Here is a 23,525-nt window from a genome sequence, read left to right on the forward strand (position 1 = left end):
TTCTTAATCTGACAGGCTATTCATTCATTAAGTGTAAGGAATGCCTTCCAGAAACCTATCCTAACATTTTTACTCCATACATGCCTATCTTATGCAGACTCGACAGGCGTAGAAGTACAATGGCATTTAGAGAAATTAATTTCAATTGCTTCATCAAGGCTTTCGGCACCCAAAGCATCTGAAAAACCTCCAGCTAACTTGCCGGCTTCAGTTTCACTCAATTTTTCAAAATCAAGAGATTTAGCAGCTTTCTCAATAGCTGATTTTTTGTCTGTGGACATAGCTTTAAATTTGAAATTTGAGCCTACTCTTTATAATGGTTTTCGGCATCCCCATATTGTAACAAACAAATATTTTAGTTTAGCCTGCTTTTTTCTTCAGCATTGCTACTTCCTGTCTCTTTTTAATTAAAGACATTTCCCGGGTTAAAACTGCTATGCCTATGCTGTAGTAGGCGTAGAAGTACAATGACATTTGGAAAAGTTAATTGTAATTCCACCATCATCGGCGCTTTCGTCATTAAGAGCATCTGAAAAACCTCCTGCTAACTGGCCTGCTTCATTTTCACTCAATTTTTCAAACTCAAGAGATTTAGCAGCTTTCTCAATAGGTGAATTTTTTTCTGTAGACATAGCTTTAAATTTGAAATTTGAGCCTACTCTTTATAATGGTTTTCGGCATCCCCATATTGTTAAAAGAAATATTTAGTTTGTAGTAGGCGTATAAGGGCAATTACATTTAGACATGTTCAGAATAATCCCACCATCATCGGCGCTTTGGACTTCCGTTGCATCTGAAAAACCTCCTGTTAGCTTACCTTCTTCATTTTCATTCAATTTTTCAAAATCAAGATCTTTAGCAGTTTTCTTATTAGCTGACTTTTTTTCTGTGGACATAGTTTAAAATTTGAAAGTGTTCAACAAACATTTTATTTCAACCTGCTTTTCTCTTCAGCATTACTACTTTTTGTTTCTTTCGACTTAAAGGATTTTCCCAGATTAAAACTGTACACCAACGAAAGTGAAAAAACGCGGCTTTGTTCTTTCTGTCTTATCCTGATAACAGATTCATTATAATAGCTGGTTGCCTTAAAATTATTGGTATAAAAAATATCGCTTATTGATGCCTTTGCAGTGAGTTTATTCTTCATCAGTTTCTTCTGTATACCCAAATCAACACTTGCGATACGTCCGGTAACAATATTACCTGTAACAACCTTCGGCGTATAAAGCCCGTTCAGATTTATACCAAATCCATTAGTCAGACTAATATCCTGTTCGGTTTGCAGTACAAATGATCCTTCTTTAATAGAAAACTCAGGTGCAATAGATTCTGTATAGGTTAGCAATAGATTATTACTGGTATTCCACCATTCAGTTATTTTAACAGGAATGCTGAATGTGCCGGTATATACAGTATTACTGCCTGTATTTTTGCGCAATATTGTCATTTGCTTGAGAGCAGGATCGTTCTCAATTACCTGGTTAATAACATCTTTTGTATGAGAATAGCTTAAGCCAATATAATACTGACTTTTAAAAATATAGCCCAGCTCAACAGAATTGGTGAATTGTGGATTCAAAAAGGGATTACCCGTTTGTATGGTGTAATTATCAATAAAATATTTATATGGATTTAACTCAAAGTAGGAAGGACGCTTAATTCGTCTATTATAAGAAAGAGTAAGAGAATTGCTTTCGTCCTTATTAAGATTCTTCTTTAAAAAGATTGACGGGAAAAGGTTAAAATAATTCCGTGCTATAACGGTATCCTGCTCACCACCCGCTAAGGTGCCGGCAATATCACTGTTTTCACCCCGTAGTCCCAGTTTATATTCTACACCCGCCACGGTTCCATTAAAATTAACAAAGCCCGCATATATCTTCTCACTGTATTTATAATTAAATCCAAGACCGGGTATCTTGCCCCATTCACCGTTATTGTAATTCTGATAGGAATTCTCATTATTAATATCAGTAACGGTAGCTTTTCCTCCGAAAGACAGTCCCATTCCCCCTTTAAACATCTTGTTATACTTCACATCTGCCGTAAATATTTTTGCAATACTGGGATACAGAAAATTAAAAACAGTGTCTTCAATTACGGTATTATTGAAATCAAATGTTTTGCTATAGGTTCCACTCACCCCTTTTCTATCATTATAGGTATAATCCGAAACAAGGGTAAATTTAGAGCCTAAAGAATCTGTAGTGATACCATAATTCAGGCCTATATTGGAAAACTTCGTTTTTGTATAAGAAGGGAATATCCCATCGGAAAGGGTATTATTCTGATGAAGCGGATAATCTATATTTGTTACTGAATGACTGGTATCTTTATATGACCCAAACTGGCCGGTATAATCAATAGCAATGTATTGCTTATTACTAATATCGTAGGTGGCACCCAGTTTCACATTATTCGAATTTCGCAACCCGGTTGAAGATGTAGCAGAATGATACTGTCCATTATCAGTAAAGCTCCTCTCCTGGGTAATATCCTGAAAATTTTTCTCCCATCCGTAGGAATAACTTCCACTTAACCCTACTTTCTTCTTTCTGTAGTTTAGACTCAGATAAGGCCGATAGGCGGGGTATTTTCCTATTCCAATAGAATAATCTGCACCTACATAACCATTCAGGCCACTATTCAGATTTTTCTTCAGCACGATATTAATAATACCACCACTACCTTCTGCATCATATTCTGCCGGAGGATGAGCTATAATTTCTATGGATTTAATATCATTTGATTTTAAATTGGCCAGGTAGTTCTTTAAATCATCTCCCTTGAGATTAAGCATTCTTCCATTAACCATTACACGGGTTCCCCATACTCCATTAATAGAGATATTGCCGTTATTTATGAAGACTCCGGGAGCCAAACGGAATAAGTCGATAGAAGATTTTCCTGTTGCAATGGCATTATCCTGCACATTCATTACAACACGATCTATCTTTCTCGTTACGAAGGGTTTACTGGCCGTTATTGTTACTTCGCGTAACTGTTTCTCGCTTTTCTTCAAAACAATTACTTCCGAATCCAGTGAAGTTTGTAGCTGTATTTCCTTTGAAAAATCTACGTAAGATGTATGCCTGATTTTCATTACATACCTGCCCACACTATCAATCATTAATTTAAAACTGCCATCTTCAGAGGCAATTTTTTCTCCAATAACTAAAGAGCCTTTTAATATAACAACAGAGGCAAATGCAACCGGCTGCCCAGTTTCATCAATAACCCTTCCTGCAACAGAAACTGCCTGAGCGCTAGCCCCTATAGCAAAAACCATAAACACCAAATAAAAGACTATATTTTTCATCGAATAAAATTTGTAATGCCTATGCAGTCGAAGCAGTTATTCCTTTCTGAACTGAATTTCTAAAACATTCCCATGAATAGAAAACGACTTCGATGAGTATACACGATTTTTCGATGAAGAAGGGGTAACGGTTCGATGAAGCTTATTCCGGATGGGGTTAAATTCCTGGAGGGGAGCCAGTAATACAATATAAAAAGCTACCAGGACTAACAAACCTGGTAGCTTCTTTTAAAGTGCTGATATTACCATGCAGTGGTTATAGCGGTATCCTCAACACCTTCACCACCACCATCTTCATCGCCAGAAGGAACGGCCCTGTCGGCAACAATCGCATCTTCAAATCGAATAACTCCATCTGTGTTTACTATCGGTATTTTTACGATAGCTTTTCCTTTGGCATCAATACCGGCATATACCAAAGTTCTTTTGCCGCTTTCATCTAAAGCTGGGTAAATGATGATCCCTTCACAACCGGGTTGTGCCAGGATCTTGTCCATAATAGCTCTACCGATAACATGTCCATAGGCCTGTTCGGGGTAAGCATCAAAATAATCTTTTACTAATTTGGTACCTAGCTCGATACCTACATGCTCGCCTATTTGAGCAACGGGGATTTGGGTTTGGGTTTGCATATTTTGAAGGTTTCCCTAATTTAAAATAAAAAAACCGTATTTTTTGGGAGAAATAATAGGTTGTAAACTTGCACCCTATTACCAAAAGAAAACTTAATGATAAACAGGAATATATTTATCATTAAGTTGAAATGTATAGAAAAAAGGAGTTTTTGTGTGTTAATCTTTATTGTAGTAATTCTGACCGCACTTGTTATTTATTTTAATTCAGACAATAAAAATGTCCTATACTGCTTTTGAGGAGCCAATTGATTAATATTGTTGTTATAAAACTAATAGTTTATTCAAGCTTTAAACCCGATAAGATAGTTGGAATGTATAAACTAAATACCATATTGGTCATTCTGTTCTTCCTAAACGCCTGTGATGCTTTTAAAGGCAGTGAAAAAAGGATAATAAACATAGGAAAAATGATAATAAAGCTGGACACTTTAAATCCTAAAACCAGGGAAGTGGCCGATGTTGTTATACTTGGAGACCACCTGGTGCAGAAAGTGGCACTTATAAAAGCCCATGCAAAATCTTATCAGTTGAAAGTAAGAGAAGGCGATTTAAGATATCCGTATGGCGATAACCGAGCTGATTACATACTAACCATTCATACAGATTATCAGGATATTGATATAAGGCTAAGATATAACAACCGCAAAGATAAATATGACATTCTGGGTTGGATGACTGCAAATAAATGATATGTAGCTATGCATAAATAGGGCGGAAGAATCATCAGGACAGCTTTACCTTTGTTTTCACCCTTCTCCAAGATATTCGTCGAGATTCCGATAAAAAGCATCAATGTAGTATTGCTTTAATGGATTATCTGATCTAATCAATAAAGAAGAATAGTATCCCTGTCTGGCATGATGCTCCTTACAATCATGCTTTTCAATTTCGTTCTTAACTTCACGATGCCAACTTCCAAAAATAATTCTTCTCTGCCTAGCCAAATCTCCTTTTTGATCACAGAGGTATAACATTCCGATATCTGGATTTTTATCAAAAAAATCCTTTATAAAACCAACTATAGTCTCCTTAATCCTAGGATCCTTAATGTGAACGGTTTCAGGTACATTATAAAAGCCAAATGACAAAACTTTAACATCTTCACCAGCTTCATCGGTGAGATAATAACTGCTGAAATATAGCTTATAGACAATTTCTGTATCTGTGGTAAACTCGTATCCTTCTTTAGTTAAGGTTACTTCATACGGGGTGTACAAATTCTATATCTTTGAGAGAGGACAAAGGGATACCCTTAGCAATAGCTTTCTTGATCCGTTCCTTATCACGGATCATTTTAGCAAAAGGATTCTCCCTTTTGTTTTTTTTGCTATTTATAGGTTTTTTTTCTTTCATGACAATACAAATTTAAACACTTTTCCCCAAAAAAAATGTGTGAAAAAATATTTTTTATATTCTGTTTTCCAACAAAGGGAATTTAATTTTATGTGAAAAACAATTAGATATAAATTAATTTATTTAATATATTACCCCTACAGTGAATGAAGGTTCCAACTTCGCTGATTAGCAACAATACAGTCAACATCATTTACTCTGCCAGCGGTAGCTGGACCAATGACTATTGCCTGGGCAGAATTACCACCACCAATGGCAACCTGATGGCAAAAGCATCCTGAACGAAAGCCTCTACTCCTGCCTTTGCTAAATTCGGGAACATCAATAGCCCAGGTCATGCTTCGGGCTCATGGTATTTCGTTCAGCTTATAAAAGTCCTCCAGTATTCTGAATTTAATCTTCTCAGGATCAACCGGATTAGTATAGCCATATTCCTCAAATGTTGCTGCCCAAATATATGTTGGCTGGGTTATTACCCTTTGTAGAATTTGAGCAGATGCAGGGTAAGGAATGGCTTTTACTGCATCTGCCAGGGAAAACCATTTATAGGAAGAATCACTGAAGCTCCGCCCATTGGAATAAGCATCCATTTGCATGATAAAATATGGTCTTATAAATGTTCTGTATTTATTCGGAAAGATGTAGGTAAACATTCCGCCTAATCGGAAAGACTTGCAAGTAATCCCAATTTCTGTAGCCGTACGGCTCATATATTCTCTGAGAGATATTGGACCTTCTATAAATCCGATACTTGGCAATTCATAAGCTTTTCTATTATTGTCGAATGCTAGTAATATCTCTTGCTTGTTATTGGTAATAATAACTTTGGGAAACATTGGGCTGATACTGTCAGCTTTTGTTTGGGCAGCAGCATCATTAAACAATAAAAGAAACAAAAGGAAGGAGGTAATGTATTGCATGTTTAAGAATAATGTGATAATATAATAGTGATAAAATTTATTATGGCATCTCCCATCTACGTCCAAACACCACAGGGTTGACCCGGAAGTGCAACCAGAAAGCAGATTTACCAAAACTTAGGTACAAGGTAAATGATATACTTAATAATTGGATATGTGACCTGGGTATAAAAACAATTGAAGTTAGCGGAACCTTTTTAAACCGTAGAGATCAGATACTCAATAAAATAGCTTTTAAAAAATAAATACCCCTGAATAACTTTCATGCATATATTTTAAAATTGGAGATAGTAGATATACTTTCTTAGGCATTTCGCACGTTGATGTTAAATTAACAAATTTAACCATTATGAAACCACTGTTTATTGTAGCATCATGTGCAATAGTTCTCACATCCTGTTCGAAAAACCCGGAGCAACTCGAAAGCAATGCCTATTTATCCAAAGCAGCAGCCCTCGCAATCCAGGATTATTATGTAAGCCCTACTGGTAGTGACTCCAATGATGGTAAATCAGCGGCGAAAGCTTTTAAAACAATTCAAAAAGCAGCTAACCTTGCCAAACCAGGAACTACCGTACATCTGGCCGGAGGTGTTTACCAGCAACAACTGGAAATCAATGTTTCCGGAACAGCCGACCAGCCGATTACTTTCAGCGGCTCTCCCGATGCCGCAGCCTATATCCAACAGGGCGGTGCCAATAGTGCAATTGTAACGATCGAAAACCAGAGCCATATTCGCCTCTATGGCCTGAATGTTGGTAAGGTAACTAAAAAAGATGCCCAGGGTATCCTGATCTCTGCAACTTCAACAGGCAGTGTAACAGATATTGAGCTGAATCATGTAAACGTATCTGAAGTAGCATGGACTACTCAGCGTACTAAAACTCCCGGAAGCAATGATAATGCACAAGGTATTATCATCTACGGAGAAGGTAAGGCTCAGGCCAATGCAGTTAGCAACATCCGTATTGACAGCTGTAAAGTATTCGACAACATCACTGGCTTCAGCGAGGCTATTTCTCTCGATGGTAACATCGATGGTTTCCGCATCACCCATTGTGATGTGTATAACAACACCAACATTGGTATTGCATTAATTGGTAACTATGGTGTAAGCAGCACAGCATCTCTTGATCAGGCCCGCAATGGTGTTGTTAGTCTGAATAACTGCCATGATAACGTTTCTAACTATGCTACAAGTGCTGGTATCTATGTAGATGGCGCACGTGATATCAAGATTGAAAGGAACTGGTGTAAAGCTAACGGTTACGGTATCGAAGTAGGTGCCGAAGAAAATGGTTCTGCTTCCAATATCACCGTAGTTGCAAATGTACTGCTGGGAAACAAGGAAACTGGTCTGGCACTTGGAGGTTACAATTCAGGTACCAGCGGACAGGTACTAAACGCAACTATTATCAACAATACTTTTTACCGGAACAGTACAGACGCATCCTCCGGAGAAATTGCAATGACAAAAGCATCCAATTGCGTGATCTCGAATAATATATTCTATACCAATGCGAGATTGCTTTTCTATGTAGAATCTATCAGTCCTCAGCAGAACAACCGTTTTGACTATAACACATGGTTTACACCTACAGGTACTGTGACTGTACAATGGGCTGGTAAAAGCTATTCCAGCTTTACCGCTTATCAGTCAGGTGCTAAACAGGATGCACACTCCATTAATAAAGATCCTTTATTTGTAAATACAAGTGATTTCCATCTGCAAAGTAGCAGTCCTTCCCGTAATATAGCAAACATTAGTGTGATTACAGATGTTACACAGCTTGATAAAGACGGTCTGCCGTTGGTGAAGAATAATGTTAGCAGTATGGGTGCTTATCAACAATAATTAAGTCAGGTTTTTGACCATTTTTCTGCGCTAATGGAGACGGTGGTACTACCTGATACAGTTATTTTTTATGAGCATTGTGCATTCACTATAATATCAATTCTGCATATAGCAACCCACAGGTATTAGGAGTTTTACAATCTCTTATGTCTAACATTTTTGCTAGTTAATTTTAAAAAGAGGCTGTCTCAAAGTAATGAGCAGCCTCTTTTTATTTGGATACCTGAAGGAGACGTATAGTCATTTACGCGATTCTCAGGCCCTATTTTTATTTTTGATGCAACCCCTTTAAAATATTACAAGGCCGGCTTTAGCACAAGTACAACGGTTAGAAGAGATTTCGAAAGTAAAGCAACTGTTCTTCCTTTTCATTTTTTCTAAATTTATCCATTGCAAAATATAAGGTACCTAAAATCAATGTTTTGTCGGAATTCACCCCCTAAATTGTCGCGTTTACACAGTGTTAAATCTTGAAATGGGTGTCATCTTTGCATTGTCGATAAGTTCAAAATAATTTAAATAACGTTTTATGAAAAGAGTATTTAAAGGATCTAATGTATTCAAACCGGTATTAATAATTGCTATACTTTTTTTTACAGTATTTCAGTCTAACGGGCAACAGATTAAACCTGCCGACAGTGGCTACGTACCTGTTAATGGCATTAAAGTTTATTACGAAGTATATGGTGAGGGTAAACCTATCATTTTACTGCATGGTGCTTTTATGACCATTGAGATGAACTGGGGACAATTAATACCTGAATTGTCAAAAACAAGAAAAGTAATTGCCATTGAATTGCAGGGACATGGGCACACACAGTTTTCAGACAGAAAATTAAACTTTGCTACCCTGGCAAGTGATGTGGAAGGAGTAATGGATCACTTAAAAGTTGACAGTGCGGATGTTGCAGGATATAGCATGGGTGGCTACGTAGCTTACCAGTTGGCAATACAAAGCCCTAAACGGGTAACAAAATTAGTGATCATTTCTTCTACTTATAAAAGTAGTGGTTGGATGCCCGAAGTAACTAATGGGTTTAAAAATATGAAGCCTGAATTTTTTACGAATACTCCTATGAAGGCGGCATACGATGCAGTAGCACCTGATAAAACAAAATGGACAAATTTCTTAGAACAGATGATTGCTTTTGCTGGGATACCATTCAACTTGGGTGAAACAAATATTGCGAAAATTACTTTGCCTGTATTACTGATCTCGGGCGACAATGATGGCCTGGATAAAATTGAGTTGATAAAAACATATCAACTACTTGGAGGTGCTATATGTGCTGATTTTGGAGCAATGCCAAAATCGCAATTGGCCATTGTTCCTTCGCAGGGGCATGTCAGCCTGATGATGCAGACCAAAACAATATTGGGTTATCTGGATAGTTTTTTAAAGTAACCATAATTATATCTTGTGTTAATTAGAAGAGATGTTGCCCGGGCATCTAGAAAGCGATCCTTGAATCATAACAAAACCTTTTTTGCTTTTGTTAAACAATAAACTATAATAGTATGAGAAGAATAATTGTTTTATCAATGATTACATTAGATGGTGTAATGCAAGCACCGGGTGGCCCCCAGGAAGACACATCAGGCGGCTTCAAATACGGCGGCTGGACAGCATCTTATGGTGACGAGCTTTTTGGAAAGATTATGAAAGAAGAGCTGAAACCGGCAGATTATCTTTTGGGCAGAAAAACATTTGAGATTTGGGCGCCCTACTGGCCCCAACATGCTGACTTTTGGCCAGGCATCAATGATGGCACCAAATACGTTCTGTCGCAAACCATGGAAAAATCAGATTGGAAAAATACTGTTTTCATCAAAAGTCTGGCAGATATCGAAAAGCTCAGGAATTCGGAGGGTGTTGACATTCAGGTTTGGGGTAGTAGTAAACTCATTCAACTGCTTCTTAAGCATGATCTGGTGGATGAGCTCCGGCTCAAAATTTACCCGGTGATTTTGGGTGAAGGAAAAAAGCTGTTCGAAAACGGCGCAACCCCGGCAGCATTTACACTAACAGAAAGCCATGTTACATCAAAAGGGGTTATTATAGCCAATTACACGCGGGCTGGAAATGTCAAGACAGGTACTGTTGGAGCTTAAGGAGGTATAATATAAAAAACATAGCTTTATTTTGGAGTGGATAAACCACTCCAAAATAAAGCTATTTCGCCACTTAAAGTACACTCCTGTACAGGGACTGATTGACAAATTTCCGGTATTCCTGAAAACAGCGTCACATCATAGTTATGAAAGTAAAAGAAATAAACAAGCTGCTAAAAGAAATTATACTGCCTCATATTAAAGGTTATGCGATCCATTGTGATCTGATCTATCATATCGAAGGAGAATATTACATTAAAGGCTATGTTTTTGAGTCGAGTAGTAACGAGGAATACGATCTGGCTGTATGATATTTTATACAGTCCTTATTTATAAAGAGCACGGTACTCTATTTTACTTTTGGTGAAAGACTGAAGTACAGGAAAAGATGGGATTATGTAAGACAAAAGAACTGGAATGGTGGGATGCAACAAAGGAGAATTGGAATGAATGATAGCTTTTGCTGTAGATCTCCAGTAATGTAGATAATAAAAGCGGCCACAAGTAGTTAAAGAAACCAGCTTGTGGCCGCTTTTAATTGTTGTTATTACCAGGCAGTGGTTATAGAGGTATCCTCAACACCTTCACCACCACCACCATCGTCGTCGCCAGTAGGAATGGACCTGTCGGCAACAATCGCATCTTCAAATCGAATAACTCCATCTGTGTTTACTATCGGTATTTTTACGATAGCTTTTCCTTTGGCATCAATACCGGCATATACCAAAGTTCTTTTGCCGCTTTCATCTAAAGCTGGATAAACGATGATCCCTTCACAACCTGGTTGTGCCAGGATCTTGTCCATAATAGTTCTACCGATAACATGTCCATAGGCCTGTTCGGGGTAAGCATCAAAATAATCTTTTACTAATTTGGTACCTAGTTCGATACCTACATGCTCGCCTATTTGAGCAATGGGGGTTTGGGTTTGGGTTTGCATATTTTGAAGGTTTTCTCTAATTTAAAATAAAAAAATCGTATTTTTTAGGACAATTTTAAATTGTTAATATGCTCCCCATTACCAAAAGAAAACTGGCAGATAAACAAGGTATTGATTATGATATTGCCACGTTTTTTGCAGACCGCATCCCTCCTGCTAATAACCATTTCTGGAAAGGAAAGTATGTTTATTTGTCCAATTCATTAGGTTATACCATTATTCCATTTCTTTTTGACCTGCAATATAAACTTGGCGTGGAAAAATCCATCCTGCTGGATGAAAAGCATATCCGGCTTATGGAAGATGGTTTTGATCTGATGTCGAAATATGAGGCAAAAAAGATCGGGTACAAAGATTTTATTGACGCCTGTAAGGAATTATTTGCACCAGCTGTTGTAAACAACAATTTTTTCAGTGACCTGCTGTTGTATTTATACAATGGAACATCTGAACATTATACGCTGGGATCACCTGTAAAGGCACTGAACCGGGCGGATGCCTTTTTCTTTACTTTATGCGACATTCCTATTGAAGAACAGTTGCTAAAGCGTATTATAAAAGCCTGGTCGTATGTAAAAGTCAATGCTCTGATATTGGATGATATCAATGATCTTGAACCGGATAAAATAAGCGGGGAAGAAAATTCAATTATTGAACTGGGCGGTAATGAGGCAGCCATGGAAAAGATACAATCCATGTTTTATGAGAATGTAAAACCCCTGGCCTATATCAATAACAAACTGGCTCAATATTTTGAGGCCTGCATCACGCTCCTGCAGCCGAGTCTTTATAATAATCAGAAGTAAAAGATATAACGATTGACAATATAAAAAGCTATCAGGACTAATAACCCTGATAGCTTTTTAAAGGATGATATTACCACGCAGTAGTTATAGCAGTATCCCCAGGATCTTCTTCATCGCCGTCGCCAGGATTACCGGCCCTGTCAGCAACAATCGCATCTTCAAATCGAATAACTCCATCCGTGTTTACTATCGGTATTTTTACGATAGCTTTCCTTTGGGCATCAACACCGGCATATACCAGAGTTCTTTTGCCACTTTCATCTAAAGCAGGGTAAATGACGATCCCTTCACAACCCGGTTGGGCCAGGATCTTGTCAATAATAGCTCTACCGATAACATGCCCATAAGCCTGTTCAGGATAAGCATCAAAATAATCTTTTACTAATTTGGTACCTAGTTCGATACCTACATGCTCACCTATTTGAGCAACGGGGGGTTGGGTTTTTGTTTCCATATTTCAAGGTTTTAACAAAACAAAATGCTGATATTACCATGCAATGGTTATAGCGGTATCCCCGGCATCTCCAATAGGATCTTCTCCGTCATCATCGGACCTGTCAGCAACAATCGCATCTTCGAATCGAATAACTCCATCCGTGTTTACTATCGGTATTTTTACGATAGCTTTTCTTTTAGCATCAACACCGGCATATACGAGGGTTCTTCTGCCGTCTTCATTTAAAGCAGGGTAAATGATAATCCCTTCACAACCTGGTTGTGCCAGGATCTTGTCAATAATAGCTCTACCGATAACATGCCCATAGGCCTGTTCAGGATAAGCATCAAAATAATCTTTTACTAATTTGGTACCTAGCTCGATACCTACATGCTCACCTATTTGAGCAACGGGGGTTTGATGGGTTTGGGGTTGGGGTTGCATATTTCAAGGTTTACTCTAATTTAAAATAAAAAAATCGTATTTCATAGAGTAAAATTAAATTGTATTACCAAAAGGAAACTGGCAGATAAACAGAGTATTGTATTTTGTCCGAATAAGGATTGCAGCATCAGGTTAATGTTAAATAGAATTAATAGTAAATGGGTACAGCCCGCAATAACCCACCTGGATATAAAGCAATCAGCAATTCACCATACCCATCACGTTTTTCATATCGATACCTGCTGCAATTGACTTAATTTTATTCTTCATTATATCCCCGAGTCCAATGATTTTATTATAGCTGGTTTTGATTAATACCCATTCCAGTGTATCATCTAAAATAATAAAATGAGACTCTGAATTTTCGCACAAAGATGTGTTTATTTCATGCTTATTTGCCTTATATACTTTTAGTGTATCTCCATCAACAGGAATAAAATAATATTCTTTATTTATCTCCAGAATTTTCATCACTTCTTTGAAAGCAAAATCGTTCGACCGAAACCGTATTTCAGTGGGGTTATAAATTCCGTCTCCAAAGTATTTGTACTTTTTTAGAAATTTATGAAAATCCAAATGTTCAAAGTCGTAGTAAGCTGCAATATCCAAAAGTTTAGAGCTTTTAGAAAAAAGCTCTTTTTCTTTAATTTCATTCATTGTTAGTTACGCTACGTTAAAATTGTGTCAACTATGGATTTATAGTGTACCTGTTGCAGCAGCAACCTCAAACGATACTACGCTGTAAGGAGCTATGCTATAGGTAAATTTCGATGTTGAATAACTTATAGAAGTATTGCTGGTAGGATTAGTACTGGCATCCACCTTGCGAATCTTCACTGTTCCTGTAGCACCGGAAATGTTACTGAGATTTACTGTTACATTAAAGGTGGTTCCATCTACACTTTTATTCACCAGCGTAAGGTAATATTTACCGGAAACAGTATCCTTTGACGCATAATAATCAAGGGATGTTGCGCCACCAGTAGCAGTTAATGCACGGGTACCGGTATAGTTGCCAAACAGATAGATAGTATAATATGGCTTGTATGGCGCGAAACTTGAATTATCCAACAGCCCTAAAAGATTAGTACCTGTTTCTGAAAGATTATAGAATAAAAAGAGATCCGCCTTTGCCTTCAATGCATTAATAATGGCACTACCAGCATAAGTGGCATTAAATTCACTGTGATATTTCAGGTTATAAGTGCTGCCTCCATCTGCGTGGCTCATATTATATTCGGTGATAGCTGCGCCATATTTTTTTCCTGATGGTCCTGTTAAAGCCCCACCAATGCCGCCTGTTCTTCCCTCTATGATTTTATCATAATAATGCTCTTTTTGCCAGTTCATTCTTTCAGCATCGCTGCTCACAGGGTCCGGACCGTAATCATGCCATGAAAGAATATCCAATTGTGATTCCAGCTCTTTTGCAGCAAAAGATACCCAACCGCCGGTACCCAAATCGGACCAGCTATGTGCGGGGCCTATTAACTTAATAGTAGGATCCTGGGCTTTCAACGCATTACCAACTGTTTGAACAAATGCTTTGTATTCGGTTTGGTTTAGAATACCATCACCTTCATTAGTAGACTCATTCCACATTTCCCAGTATTTAACAGTACGGTTATCACCCAACGCTTTTTGTACGTTATATCTTTTAATAACGCCTTCCATAAAGTGCGCATATGCTGCCCAATCCTTTTCCGCAACTCCTTTTGGATATCCTACAATGGTAAATGATGGCTGAGCACCAGCGTCAAAGATGCTGTTCAGTATCTTGTCCATATCTGTAAAATTCCAGCTATCAACAGCAGGGTACATATCCCGGCCATTGTAGTTACCTAATTGTACAGGGCCAACTCTCACGATTTTTATTTTTGCATCACTGATCCGTTGCTGCAGAGCGGTATTGCCAGGCCACCACATATACTTATCGGGTGCTCCTACTCCCCAGTTAAGCGGATTAACAGCACCTTCATTGGAAGAACAGTTAACCGTAATGCTGGTGGCAGTTGCTGCGGCAAGCTTTAGAGCATTCTTTTCAGGATCTGTTACTGCAGATGATGGTTTGTTGCAGGATGTGTTAATTGAAATACAGGCAAATAATACAGAAATAGCAGATAGGTTTCTCATAGTTTAATCGCATTGAAGGTTAATATGGTTAATAACAAATTTAAATCAAAATAACATATTTAAAAGAACGATACATTATAGGTGTTACATATAAAAGCAGAGCCATCCAGTTAATAGTGCTCATTATTAAATCAAAAGGAAAATTAAGCAATAAATAAATTCATAAATCACGGGGAGAGAATACGTATAAATATGTATTTTTTGGGGATACAATAGAAATTTTTAGTATCACTAGACAATTTAGCCAGCTTATAAATTACGATTGAAAACACAATTTATAAGCTGGCTCTTGAAAAGATTAATGCGCATTTGTCTTTGAAAAGAAATTCAAAACAATAACACCGGCAACTATTAAAACAATACCAATTATTGCGGGTAAATCCAATTTCTGCTTAAATACAACAACAGATATAATAGCAGTAAGGACGATACCAAGTCCACCCCAGATAGCATATGCAACACCTAAAGGAATATATTTTAATGCAAGCGATAAAAAATAAAAGCACGCCAGATAAGCCACCACTGTAATTAAAATTGGCACCAGTTTGGTAAACTGGTTAGAGGCATTCAGGAAACTTGAACCGATTACCTCCGAAACTATGGCCAAAGCGAGATATAAATATTTCATGAGTCAAAAGTTTGTTACTGTATATTATTAAGCTTGATAAAAATTGATTAAAGAAGTAGTCTGAATAGTTATGGATTCAGATGGGCAATTGCGGGCCTTCCCCATTTGACATACGCTTGATACCGTCCAATAAATAACTAAAGCCCACACGATTAATAATGCCAGGTAAAATTAATACCAAATGGGTACAGACCGCAATCCCAACTGAATCCAAAGTGGCAGAAGAACCACCTATTCAGTCCCCCCTCCTAATGCTCTGTAAAGATCTGTGATAGCATTTACCTTTTCCTGTTTGATGCTTATAGCTTCAAGGTCATTTTGTAATGCATTGTTCTGCGCAGTAATCACTTCAAGGTAAGTAGCCATTCCACTTTGATATAACATCATCGCATCCTTCGTCGCCTTTGCCAGTGAGGCAGATTTTCTGTTTGCAAGTTCAATACGCTCACTGGCATATTGTGACCGGGCCATCGCGTCTGAAACCTCACCTACAGCAGTCAATACCGATTGCTTAAACTGTACTATTGATTTCTTCTGCTCAATTTCCGCTACCTCATAGGCCGTTTTCAAAGATCGTTTCTGGAAAATAGGCTGAGTAAGATTGACTCCTATATTTTTCACCAATGAACCTGGCAGATCGAACCATGTATTTATTTTGAATGAATTAGCACCAATAGATGGTGTTAAACTGATTGCAGGATACATGGCAGCTTTGGCCAAACCCGTTTTTGAATTGGCTGAAACTACGGCATATTCTGCAGCTTTTATATCAGGTCTGCGGCTCAATAATAGTGCAGGGACACCTGAAGAGAATACCTCTTCAGAAATCAGATTTGTAGTACGTTCAATCGAATCTGGATAACTTCCACTTAATAAGCTTAGCGCATTTTCCTGTACGGCGATATTCTTCAAAGCCAATGGTACTAAAAGCTCCGTCGTTTTCTTCTGCGCTTCGGCCTGCTCTACAGCCAAAGAATTTATTTGACCTGAGTTGAATTGCAAACGTATCATAGACAGCGTACTATCACTGAGAGCGATATTCTTCTGCGCAATTTTTAATTGCTCATCCAGACTTATAAGATTATAGTATGCTTGTGCTACCTGTACTATAATTCTTGTTTTCAAAGCCAAAAGGTTTTCTTTCTCTGCGAAATAATTAGCCCAGGCTGAGCGTTTCTGCATTTTTGCCTTTCCCCATATATCCGCTTCCCAGGATAATCTCAGGGTTGCACTATAGTCGTCCATATAGCTGGTTCCCAAAAACTGGGAACTCAGCGAGCCATTTAATGAATTTTTAGAAAGGTAATTCCTGCTGGCACCTACATTTAAATCAAGCGTTGGTAAGAGCCCCGATTTTGCCTGTTTATAGGCAAGCTCCAGCTGTTCCATATTCATCATAGCAATGGACACCTCGCTATTCTTAGCCAAGGCCTTTTCAATAAGACTTACCAATTGTGCATCTTTGAAGAATGTGCGCCACGGTAATAATACGGTATCACCGGTGACGGTTGCCTGTTGCCGGAATTTCTCCGGCATATTGAGGTCCGTCCGGCTGTATTTTCTGCTCACAGTACATGATGAAAGCAGGGAAATAGTGACCAGGCCGACTGCTATATATCTATTATGAAATTTCATTAAGAAGGATTTGTAAGTTGGACAATCTTATTTTTTCCTGAAACGCTTTCCTGTAAATATTGGAACAACATAAACAACAACGGTATTACAAACACACCCAGCACTACGCCTGTCAGCATTCCGAATGCTGCACCAATACTGATTGATCTGTTTCCAACAGCAGTACCACCCGAAGCAATCATTAACGGTATCATACCTACGATAAAGGCAAGGGAGGTCATGATGATGGGACGAAGTCTTGCTTTTGCTCCATCAAGTGCTGCATCAACAATAGATAATCCGGAGCGCCGTCTTTGCACAGCGAACTCCACAATCAAAATAGCGTTCTTTGCAAGCAGTCCGACAAGCATAATCAAACCTACCTGTACATATACATTGTTGTCCAGCCCTACCAGTTTTATTCCTGCAAATGCTCCCAGCAACCCTGTTGGAATGGATAAGATCACCGATAATGGTAACAGATAACTTTCGTATTGAGCAGCCAGAAGAAAATACACAAACAGTAATACCAGACTGAAGATGATGAGTGTTTGATTTCCTGCAGCCTTTTCTTCCAGACTTAATCCTGTCCATTCGTAGCTATAATCCGATGGCAGTTTGTTCAAAACTTTCTCAAGGTTTTCCATAATCTGTCCATTACTGTATCCCGGCAATGCGACCACGTTAATGTTAACCGAGTTATATAGGTTATAACGGTTTACCGTTTCAGGTCCATATACTTTCTTTAATGTTATCAGCGATTTTGCAGGCACCATAAGTCCCTCGTTATTACGGACAAATATCTCATTGAAGGCATCTTCATCTGTCCTGAATATCCCATCCGCCTTAACGTTTACTCTGTAAAATTTACCGAACCGGGAAAAGTTTGATGACTGGTCTCCTGCAAAATAGGTCTGAATAGTATTCAACAACCCACTTACGCTTACACCCATCTGCCGGGCTTTGTCCTCATCCACTTCCAATTCCAGTTGCGGATAATCGGCACGAAACAAAGTATATGCATACTGTACACCAGGTTGCTGCATAATTTCACCTATCAATTTATCTGCCGTTGATTTTAAGATAGATAAATCACGCCCCGACTTATCCTGTAATACTATTTCAGCTCCACCGCTTATTCCGAAGCCTTCTACAGGAGGCATCCTTAATGCCATTACCGATCCTTCCTTTATAGCTGCCAATTTGCCGCTGATAATACCCATCACCTGATCAATATCCTTAACTGCTCCCCTGTTTTTTTTGTCCTTAAGTTTAATAAAACCCATAGCATATGCAGGACTCGCACTATTACTTAAAATATTAAATCCGGTGATGTTCGTGTTATTCTCAATGGCCTCTACATCAATTAATAATTTGTCAATTTTATCGACCACTTTAGTCGTACGATCCAGCGCTGTACCAGGAGGCATACTTACGCTATACACAATGAAATTATCATCTTCCATAGGCACAAAACTCTTTGGTGTAACCATCATAAACCAAATTGCCAAACCACTGACACCGGCTATCAACCCAATGGCTAACCATTTTTTCCTGGTAAGGAACTTTAATCCCTTTGTGTATTTTCCGGTTAAGTTATTAAAGCCTGAGTTAAAGGCCGTGAAGAATCGCTGACTGAAATTCATTTTCTTAATGTTTCCATCCGCATGATTGTTCTTCAGAAACAAAGCGCATAAGGCAGGAGTCAGCGTCAGTGCATTCAATGCTGATATAATAATAGCAATAGCTAAGGTATACGCGAACTGTTTATAGAAAATACCTGAAGAGCCGGTCATAAAACCGATTGGAATAAATACGGCAGACATTACCAGAGTAATGGACACAACGGCTCCTGTTATCTCACTCATGGCACTATATGTAGCCTCTTTACCTGAAAGATGTGTGCCCTCCATTTTACTATGTACGGCCTCCACTACCACAATGGCATCATCCACAACAATACCAATGGCCAGCACCAATGCAAATAAGGTAAGCACATTTATAGTGAAGCCAAATATCAGCAGAAAGAAAAATGTACCGATTATTGCAACAGGTACGGCGATGGCTGGTATAATAGTGGAACGGAAGTCCTGAAGAAACAGGAACACAACAATAAATACCAATATAAACGCTTCTATCAATGTTGATTTCACCTGGCCCGTAGCTTCATCCAAACGCTCTTTGGTACTCATCAGGGAGTTATATTTCATCCCGGGAGGAAATGACCTGGATAGCTTTTGTATCTCTTTTCTTACACCAATTTCAATTTCATTTGCATTAGAACCTGAAGTTTGGATTATGGCCATCGTGACGGCATTCTTACCATTCGACTTGTTATTTCCGCTATAAGAAATAGAGCCAAACTCAACCCTGGAAACATCTTTCAAACGAAGCAGATTACTGCCGTTGTTTTTTACAACTATGTTCTCATATTGTTCAGGAAGATTTTTCTTACCCTCGTAGCGTATCACGTATTCCAGTGCTGCGTCAGATTCTTCTCCCAGTTTACCAGGTGCCGACTCCAGGCTTTGGTCTGCAATAGCTGCTCTGATATCCTCAGGAATCAACCCGGCATTTGCCATTTTTCTTGGGTTAAGCCAGATACGCATAGAATAATCCTTTGCCCCGAATACCTGCGCCTGACTAACACCCGGAACACGTTTGATTTGCGGAATTAAATTAATATTGGCATAGTTCTGCAAAAACAACTCATCATATTTTTTGTTGTCGTCCGTATACAGGTTAAAGATCATGATCATGCTGTTCTGCTGTTTGGAAGTAGTAAGCCCCATTCTTATTACCTCCTCTGGCAACTTTGGAGTTGCCTGTTGCACTCTGTTCTGAACATTTACTGCAGCCTGATCAGCATTAACCCCCTGTTTGAATATTATACTGATTGAAAAGCTCCCATCATTACTTGCAGTAGATTTTATGTACTGCATATCTTCTACCCCGTTAATCACTTCCTCCAATGGTGTTACTACAGAACGGATCACTGCCTGGCTATTCCCTCCCGGATAAGAACCGCTTACCATTACAGTTGGAGGTGAAATATCCGGGAACCTGGTTACCGATAATCTCGACAAGCCAATGATACCCAATATTACCAACACGATGGAGATGACCGTAGCCATTACGGGCCTGCCTATTATTTTCTTTAACATCTTATGCTTTTTGTTGTTGATTATTTGCCCAAAGAGTCTATGGCAATCATTTTAGGTACTACAGGCATACCATCAACCAGGGATTCAATGCTGGTCAATGCAACCTTTTCGCCAGACTGTACACCGCTCGATACCAGGTATTTTTCGCCGGATCTGTCTGCAATTTCGAGTGCCCTCATTGATACTTTGTTACTGTCAGCCAGTACGAATACGAAATATTTATTTTGAATATCCCTTACGCTGGCCATAGGAATTGTGACAACAGCCGGGTGAGTTTTGTTCAATATGACTCTCCCAGATCCACCGGAACGAAGCAGTTTATCAGGATTGGAGAAAACGGCTTTGAGAGCTATGCTGCCTGTTGCGCGGTCTATATTCCCACTGGCAATTTCCAATTTTCCTTTATGTTCATATACGCTTCCATCTGCCATAATCAGGTTCACTGTATTGCCGTTCATTGCCTGTTTATCTTTCATAAAAGACAAATATTCAGCCTCACTCATGGAGAAGTATACAAAGACGGTATTGATATCAGAGAGTGTTGTCAGCGGTATTGCATCTGATGGAGTAACCAGGTTGCCTATACGGTTGGGGATCCGTCCTATATACCCGCTAACAGGGGATTTAATCACTGAAAAATCAGCGTTTATGGTAGCAGTGCCCAGAGATGCTTTTGCCTGAGCCACCTGAGCAGTAGTAGCCTCATAATTCCCTTTAGCGGTTTCGAGTTGTAGTTTTGATACTACATTGCCTTCTACCAGGGGTTTTATTTTTTCTACTTCCAGTTTCGCATTTGCCTGGTTTGCCAGGGCAGTCCTTAGGGCAGCCTGACTATTATTAACCTGCTCATTAAATACGTCTCCTTTTATTTTAAACAATGCCTGGCCCTTCGTTACATAGTCGCCCTCTTTTACGAATATAGCCTCCAGGTAGCCGGATACCTGTGCTTTGATGTCTACGTTGGCGCTACCTTCTATCATGCCAGGATATTTCTTCTCAACGGCTACAGTAGTAGCAGCGGTTTGAAAAAAATCTACCTCTGGTGCAGGATATTGACCCGTACCTGGATATCCGCCTGCATTGCTGCATGAAACAAGCGCAGAGGCTACCATAACAATAAGTATTTCGGTCCTTAAAATTTGCCTTATCATTTTCCTATGATTGATTTAAAGGCAAATTAACAACGTAAAGCGGGCGCATTTTTTAATAGAATGCCGAAACGTATTTATTGGATCCTGAATCGATATTTTGCTAAACCGAAACAAGGTGGATTTTGCGGTAATTCGGGCTGGGGAAGATCAGAAATCCATCCATTTTTTTAAGAGGCTGGCTTTATCCCGGCTCACTATAATTTCAACGTTCTTATTATTTTTAAGAATTACTTTCAATTTACCGTTGAAGTAATTGTGTATTTGCTGAACTGCATCTATGTGGATAATGAATTGTCTGTTGGCACGAAAGAAACGTGTTGGATCAAGTTGCAGCTCCAGTTCTTCCATAGACTGTTGTAAAATTTCTTCGTTACCGTTGAGTAGTTTCGCTCTTGTTATTTTAAGTTCAGAATAATAATATTCCACATCATCCACAAGTAGTGTTTTGTAACCATCCCGAAAGGGCAGTAAAAAGCGGCTCCGGTAATCCTTTGGATTGATAAAGTTTAATACGTTTTCTATCGATTTTTGCGTATCATTTTGCAAACGACTCTCAAGCACGGTAAATGCACGTTCCAGTTCTTCCGTCTCAACAGGTTTTAGCAGATAGTCTATACTGTTATATTTAAAGGCTCTTATAGCATATTCGTCATAAGCTGTTGTAAATATAATCGGGCATTTTAATTCAACCTTCTCAAATATATCAAAGCTCAAACCATCTGCCAGCCTAACATCCATCATAACAAGATCTGGAGACTCGTTGTGTGAGATCCAGGTTACGGCTTCGGTCACGCTTTCAAGCACAGCAATTATGTTTATGCCTGGGCGAATCATTTTAATCAGCCGTTTAAGCCTGTCTGCATTAGGCTTTTCATCCTCTAAAATCAGTATGTTTTGTATCATATTTTAGCAAGGGAATAGAAACTGTGAATGAAAGTCCGTTATTTGTTATTTCCGGGACACTATCACCCAATAGTCTGTATCGGTTTATTATATTATTCAGTCCGGTTTTTGATGACGGAGCTTGTTTTTCCAGTGGTATCAGCGTATTTGAAATAACCAGTTGTTCATTCTCATTGCTGGATATTGAAATAATAAGAGGGTTACCTCTTAGTGTTTTATTATGTTTCAAGGCATTTTCAATCAGCAACTGTAAGGTGAGTGGTGGCAGATGATAGTTGTAATAGGTTTTATCAATCTCTATATTAAAAATCACCCCTTCTCCAGCCCGGTTCTTTAATAGAAAAACATAAGCATTCAAAAACCTCAGCTCTTCCTCCAATGTTATTACATCCTTTTTTGAATTAACTAACAGGTAGCGGTATACCTTGGAAAAGTTTTCTGCATATTCATGTCCCAGTTGCTGATCTTCAAGGATAAGTTCTGAAAGTACACTGAGATTATTAAAAACAAAATGCGGGTCAATCTGAAGTTTTAAAGCCTGTAATTCTGCTTCCATCGCTACCTGTTTCTGTTCTGCCGCAGCCAGTTTATGTTCCGCAGCTTCGATAGCAGTATTCTTCCAGTTTACGATCAGGTAATTGCCTGTATTGATCGCGCTAATGATAAAAGCTATCATCAAACTAACAATAATCCATTGCATAAAACCTCTTATTTCTTCAATTGAAAGACTTCCATGCCTGTAGTTATGGTCTACTAAATAGAAATACAATGTGGTAAGAAAGATTATAAAAAGTACTGTAGCTACATTAATCACGGTTTCTGTAACTAATCTTTTAACAGGGTTTTCCGTCCAGGGAAGTACTTTATTTAGTTTGGTCTGAATAAAAATGCTTGATTCAGAAATCAAAAGGCAAGAGAGGAAAGAAATAACCCATTCACCAATAATTGAACTGGTACTACGCTCAAAGTAGTTTATCCAGTAATCTGAATAGGGATCTATTATATAAGCAACCAGATACAACAATAGAAAAGCAAAAAACACAAACAGAATCCGTTTGCCTTTATTACTTAAGAATGTATCTTTTATAATATCCATTTTGTAAAAATAG

The 23,525-nt window shown here is 38.5% G+C and carries 25 protein-coding genes; 6 read left to right on the forward strand and 19 right to left on the reverse strand.

Going from position 1 to position 23,525, the window contains the following annotated elements:
• Positions 1-89: 89 nt before the first annotated feature.
• The 5 genes from BM176_RS31505 to BM176_RS31525 all read right to left on the reverse strand — a co-directional run bounded on the left by BM176_RS31505 (position 90) and on the right by BM176_RS31525 (position 3,954).
• A complete protein-coding gene (locus BM176_RS31505; protein WP_090108397.1) occupies positions 90-281 on the reverse strand; it encodes a hypothetical protein in 192 nt (63 codons plus the stop codon).
• 159 nt (positions 282-440) lie between these two features.
• Positions 441-632, reverse strand: a complete 192-nt coding sequence (locus BM176_RS31510; RefSeq protein WP_090108398.1) for a hypothetical protein — start codon at positions 630-632, stop codon at positions 441-443.
• A 72-nt stretch (positions 633-704) separates the two neighbouring features.
• A complete protein-coding gene (locus BM176_RS31515) occupies positions 705-896 on the reverse strand; it encodes a hypothetical protein (protein WP_090108399.1) in 192 nt (63 codons plus the stop codon).
• 32 nt (positions 897-928) lie between these two features.
• Positions 929-3,292 carry a TonB-dependent receptor gene (locus BM176_RS31520; RefSeq protein WP_177230623.1) on the reverse strand — a complete coding sequence of 788 codons (2,364 nt, stop codon included), beginning with the start codon at positions 3,290-3,292 and terminating at the stop codon, positions 929-931.
• A 272-nt stretch (positions 3,293-3,564) separates the two neighbouring features.
• Positions 3,565-3,954, reverse strand: a complete 390-nt coding sequence (locus tag BM176_RS31525) for a hypothetical protein (RefSeq protein WP_090108401.1) — start codon at positions 3,952-3,954, stop codon at positions 3,565-3,567.
• A 410-nt stretch (positions 3,955-4,364) separates the two neighbouring features.
• Between BM176_RS31525 and BM176_RS31530 the strand changes: the two genes are divergently transcribed.
• Positions 4,365-4,646: a hypothetical protein gene (locus BM176_RS31530; RefSeq protein WP_143097975.1), complete on the forward strand. Its 282-nt coding sequence runs from the start codon at positions 4,365-4,367 to the stop codon at positions 4,644-4,646.
• Positions 4,647-4,703: 57 nt separating this feature from the next.
• Here BM176_RS31530 and BM176_RS31535 read toward each other — a convergent pair whose 3' ends face one another.
• Positions 4,704-5,174, reverse strand: a complete 471-nt coding sequence (locus BM176_RS31535; RefSeq protein WP_090108403.1) for a DUF6169 family protein — start codon at positions 5,172-5,174, stop codon at positions 4,704-4,706.
• Positions 5,158-5,310 carry a hypothetical protein gene (locus BM176_RS32675; RefSeq protein WP_177230624.1) on the reverse strand — a complete coding sequence of 51 codons (153 nt, stop codon included), beginning with the start codon at positions 5,308-5,310 and terminating at the stop codon, positions 5,158-5,160. The genes BM176_RS31535 and BM176_RS32675 overlap by 17 nt, the downstream gene beginning before the upstream one ends.
• Before the next feature lie 146 nt (positions 5,311-5,456).
• Between BM176_RS32675 and BM176_RS33045 the strand changes: the two genes are divergently transcribed.
• Complete coding sequence (locus tag BM176_RS33045) at positions 5,457-5,591, forward strand: hypothetical protein (protein ID WP_255373625.1); 135 nt, start codon at positions 5,457-5,459, stop codon at positions 5,589-5,591.
• Positions 5,592-5,657: 66 nt separating this feature from the next.
• Here BM176_RS33045 and BM176_RS31540 read toward each other — a convergent pair whose 3' ends face one another.
• Complete coding sequence (locus tag BM176_RS31540) at positions 5,658-6,230, reverse strand: NUDIX hydrolase (RefSeq protein WP_090108404.1); 573 nt, start codon at positions 6,228-6,230, stop codon at positions 5,658-5,660.
• Positions 6,231-6,579: 349 nt separating this feature from the next.
• Between BM176_RS31540 and BM176_RS31545 the strand changes: the two genes are divergently transcribed.
• The 3 genes from BM176_RS31545 to BM176_RS31555 all read left to right on the forward strand — a co-directional run bounded on the left by BM176_RS31545 (position 6,580) and on the right by BM176_RS31555 (position 10,197).
• Positions 6,580-8,085, forward strand: coding sequence for a DUF1565 domain-containing protein (locus tag BM176_RS31545; protein WP_090108405.1), 1,506 nt, complete (start codon positions 6,580-6,582; stop codon positions 8,083-8,085).
• 529 nt (positions 8,086-8,614) lie between these two features.
• Positions 8,615-9,490 (forward strand): alpha/beta fold hydrolase, encoded by an 876-nt coding sequence (locus BM176_RS31550; protein ID WP_090108406.1) that lies wholly within the window; start codon positions 8,615-8,617, stop codon positions 9,488-9,490.
• Positions 9,491-9,603: 113 nt separating this feature from the next.
• Positions 9,604-10,197 carry a dihydrofolate reductase family protein gene (locus BM176_RS31555; RefSeq protein WP_090108407.1) on the forward strand — a complete coding sequence of 198 codons (594 nt, stop codon included), beginning with the start codon at positions 9,604-9,606 and terminating at the stop codon, positions 10,195-10,197.
• Between the two features lie 547 nt (positions 10,198-10,744).
• Here BM176_RS31555 and BM176_RS31560 read toward each other — a convergent pair.
• Entirely contained in the window at positions 10,745-11,137 is a 393-nt protein-coding gene (locus BM176_RS31560) for a hypothetical protein (protein WP_090108408.1), read from the reverse strand.
• A gap of 68 nt (positions 11,138-11,205) precedes the next feature.
• Between BM176_RS31560 and BM176_RS31565 the strand changes: the two genes are divergently transcribed.
• Positions 11,206-11,943 (forward strand): hypothetical protein, encoded by a 738-nt coding sequence (locus tag BM176_RS31565; RefSeq protein WP_090108409.1) that lies wholly within the window; start codon positions 11,206-11,208, stop codon positions 11,941-11,943.
• Positions 11,944-12,013: 70 nt separating this feature from the next.
• Here BM176_RS31565 and BM176_RS31570 read toward each other — a convergent pair whose 3' ends face one another.
• The 10 genes from BM176_RS31570 to BM176_RS31615 all read right to left on the reverse strand — a co-directional run bounded on the left by BM176_RS31570 (position 12,014) and on the right by BM176_RS31615 (position 23,512).
• Positions 12,014-12,397, reverse strand: coding sequence for a hypothetical protein (locus BM176_RS31570; RefSeq protein WP_090108410.1), 384 nt, complete (start codon positions 12,395-12,397; stop codon positions 12,014-12,016).
• A 33-nt stretch (positions 12,398-12,430) separates the two neighbouring features.
• Positions 12,431-12,823, reverse strand: a complete 393-nt coding sequence (locus BM176_RS31575; protein WP_090108411.1) for a hypothetical protein — start codon at positions 12,821-12,823, stop codon at positions 12,431-12,433.
• Positions 12,824-13,021: 198 nt separating this feature from the next.
• Entirely contained in the window at positions 13,022-13,480 is a 459-nt protein-coding gene (locus BM176_RS31580; RefSeq protein ID WP_090108412.1) for a hypothetical protein, read from the reverse strand.
• Positions 13,481-13,519: 39 nt separating this feature from the next.
• Positions 13,520-14,956, reverse strand: coding sequence for a cellulase family glycosylhydrolase (locus tag BM176_RS31585; RefSeq protein WP_090108413.1), 1,437 nt, complete (start codon positions 14,954-14,956; stop codon positions 13,520-13,522).
• A 298-nt stretch (positions 14,957-15,254) separates the two neighbouring features.
• On the reverse strand, positions 15,255-15,584 hold the full coding sequence (locus BM176_RS31590; RefSeq protein ID WP_090108414.1) for a DMT family transporter: 330 nt from the start codon (positions 15,582-15,584) through the stop codon (positions 15,255-15,257).
• A 231-nt stretch (positions 15,585-15,815) separates the two neighbouring features.
• Positions 15,816-17,219 carry an efflux transporter outer membrane subunit gene (locus BM176_RS31595; RefSeq protein ID WP_090108415.1) on the reverse strand — a complete coding sequence of 468 codons (1,404 nt, stop codon included), beginning with the start codon at positions 17,217-17,219 and terminating at the stop codon, positions 15,816-15,818.
• Entirely contained in the window at positions 17,219-20,362 is a 3,144-nt protein-coding gene (locus tag BM176_RS31600) for an efflux RND transporter permease subunit (RefSeq protein WP_090108416.1), read from the reverse strand. Before BM176_RS31600 ends, BM176_RS31595 begins: the two co-directional genes overlap by 1 nt.
• A gap of 20 nt (positions 20,363-20,382) precedes the next feature.
• The gene (locus tag BM176_RS31605; RefSeq protein WP_090108417.1) at positions 20,383-21,513 is read right to left on the reverse strand and encodes an efflux RND transporter periplasmic adaptor subunit; all 1,131 of its coding nucleotides are present in this window, start codon (positions 21,511-21,513) and stop codon (positions 20,383-20,385) included.
• A gap of 147 nt (positions 21,514-21,660) precedes the next feature.
• Entirely contained in the window at positions 21,661-22,416 is a 756-nt protein-coding gene (locus BM176_RS31610; RefSeq protein ID WP_090108418.1) for a LytR/AlgR family response regulator transcription factor, read from the reverse strand.
• Complete coding sequence (locus tag BM176_RS31615; protein ID WP_090108419.1) at positions 22,385-23,512, reverse strand: sensor histidine kinase; 1,128 nt, start codon at positions 23,510-23,512, stop codon at positions 22,385-22,387. Before BM176_RS31615 ends, BM176_RS31610 begins: the two co-directional genes overlap by 32 nt.
• Between the last annotated feature and the right edge of the window lie 13 nt (positions 23,513-23,525).

The sequence above is a fragment of the Chitinophaga sp. CF118 genome (assembly GCF_900112615.1).
Taxonomy (GTDB): Bacteria; Bacteroidota; Bacteroidia; order Chitinophagales; family Chitinophagaceae; genus Chitinophaga.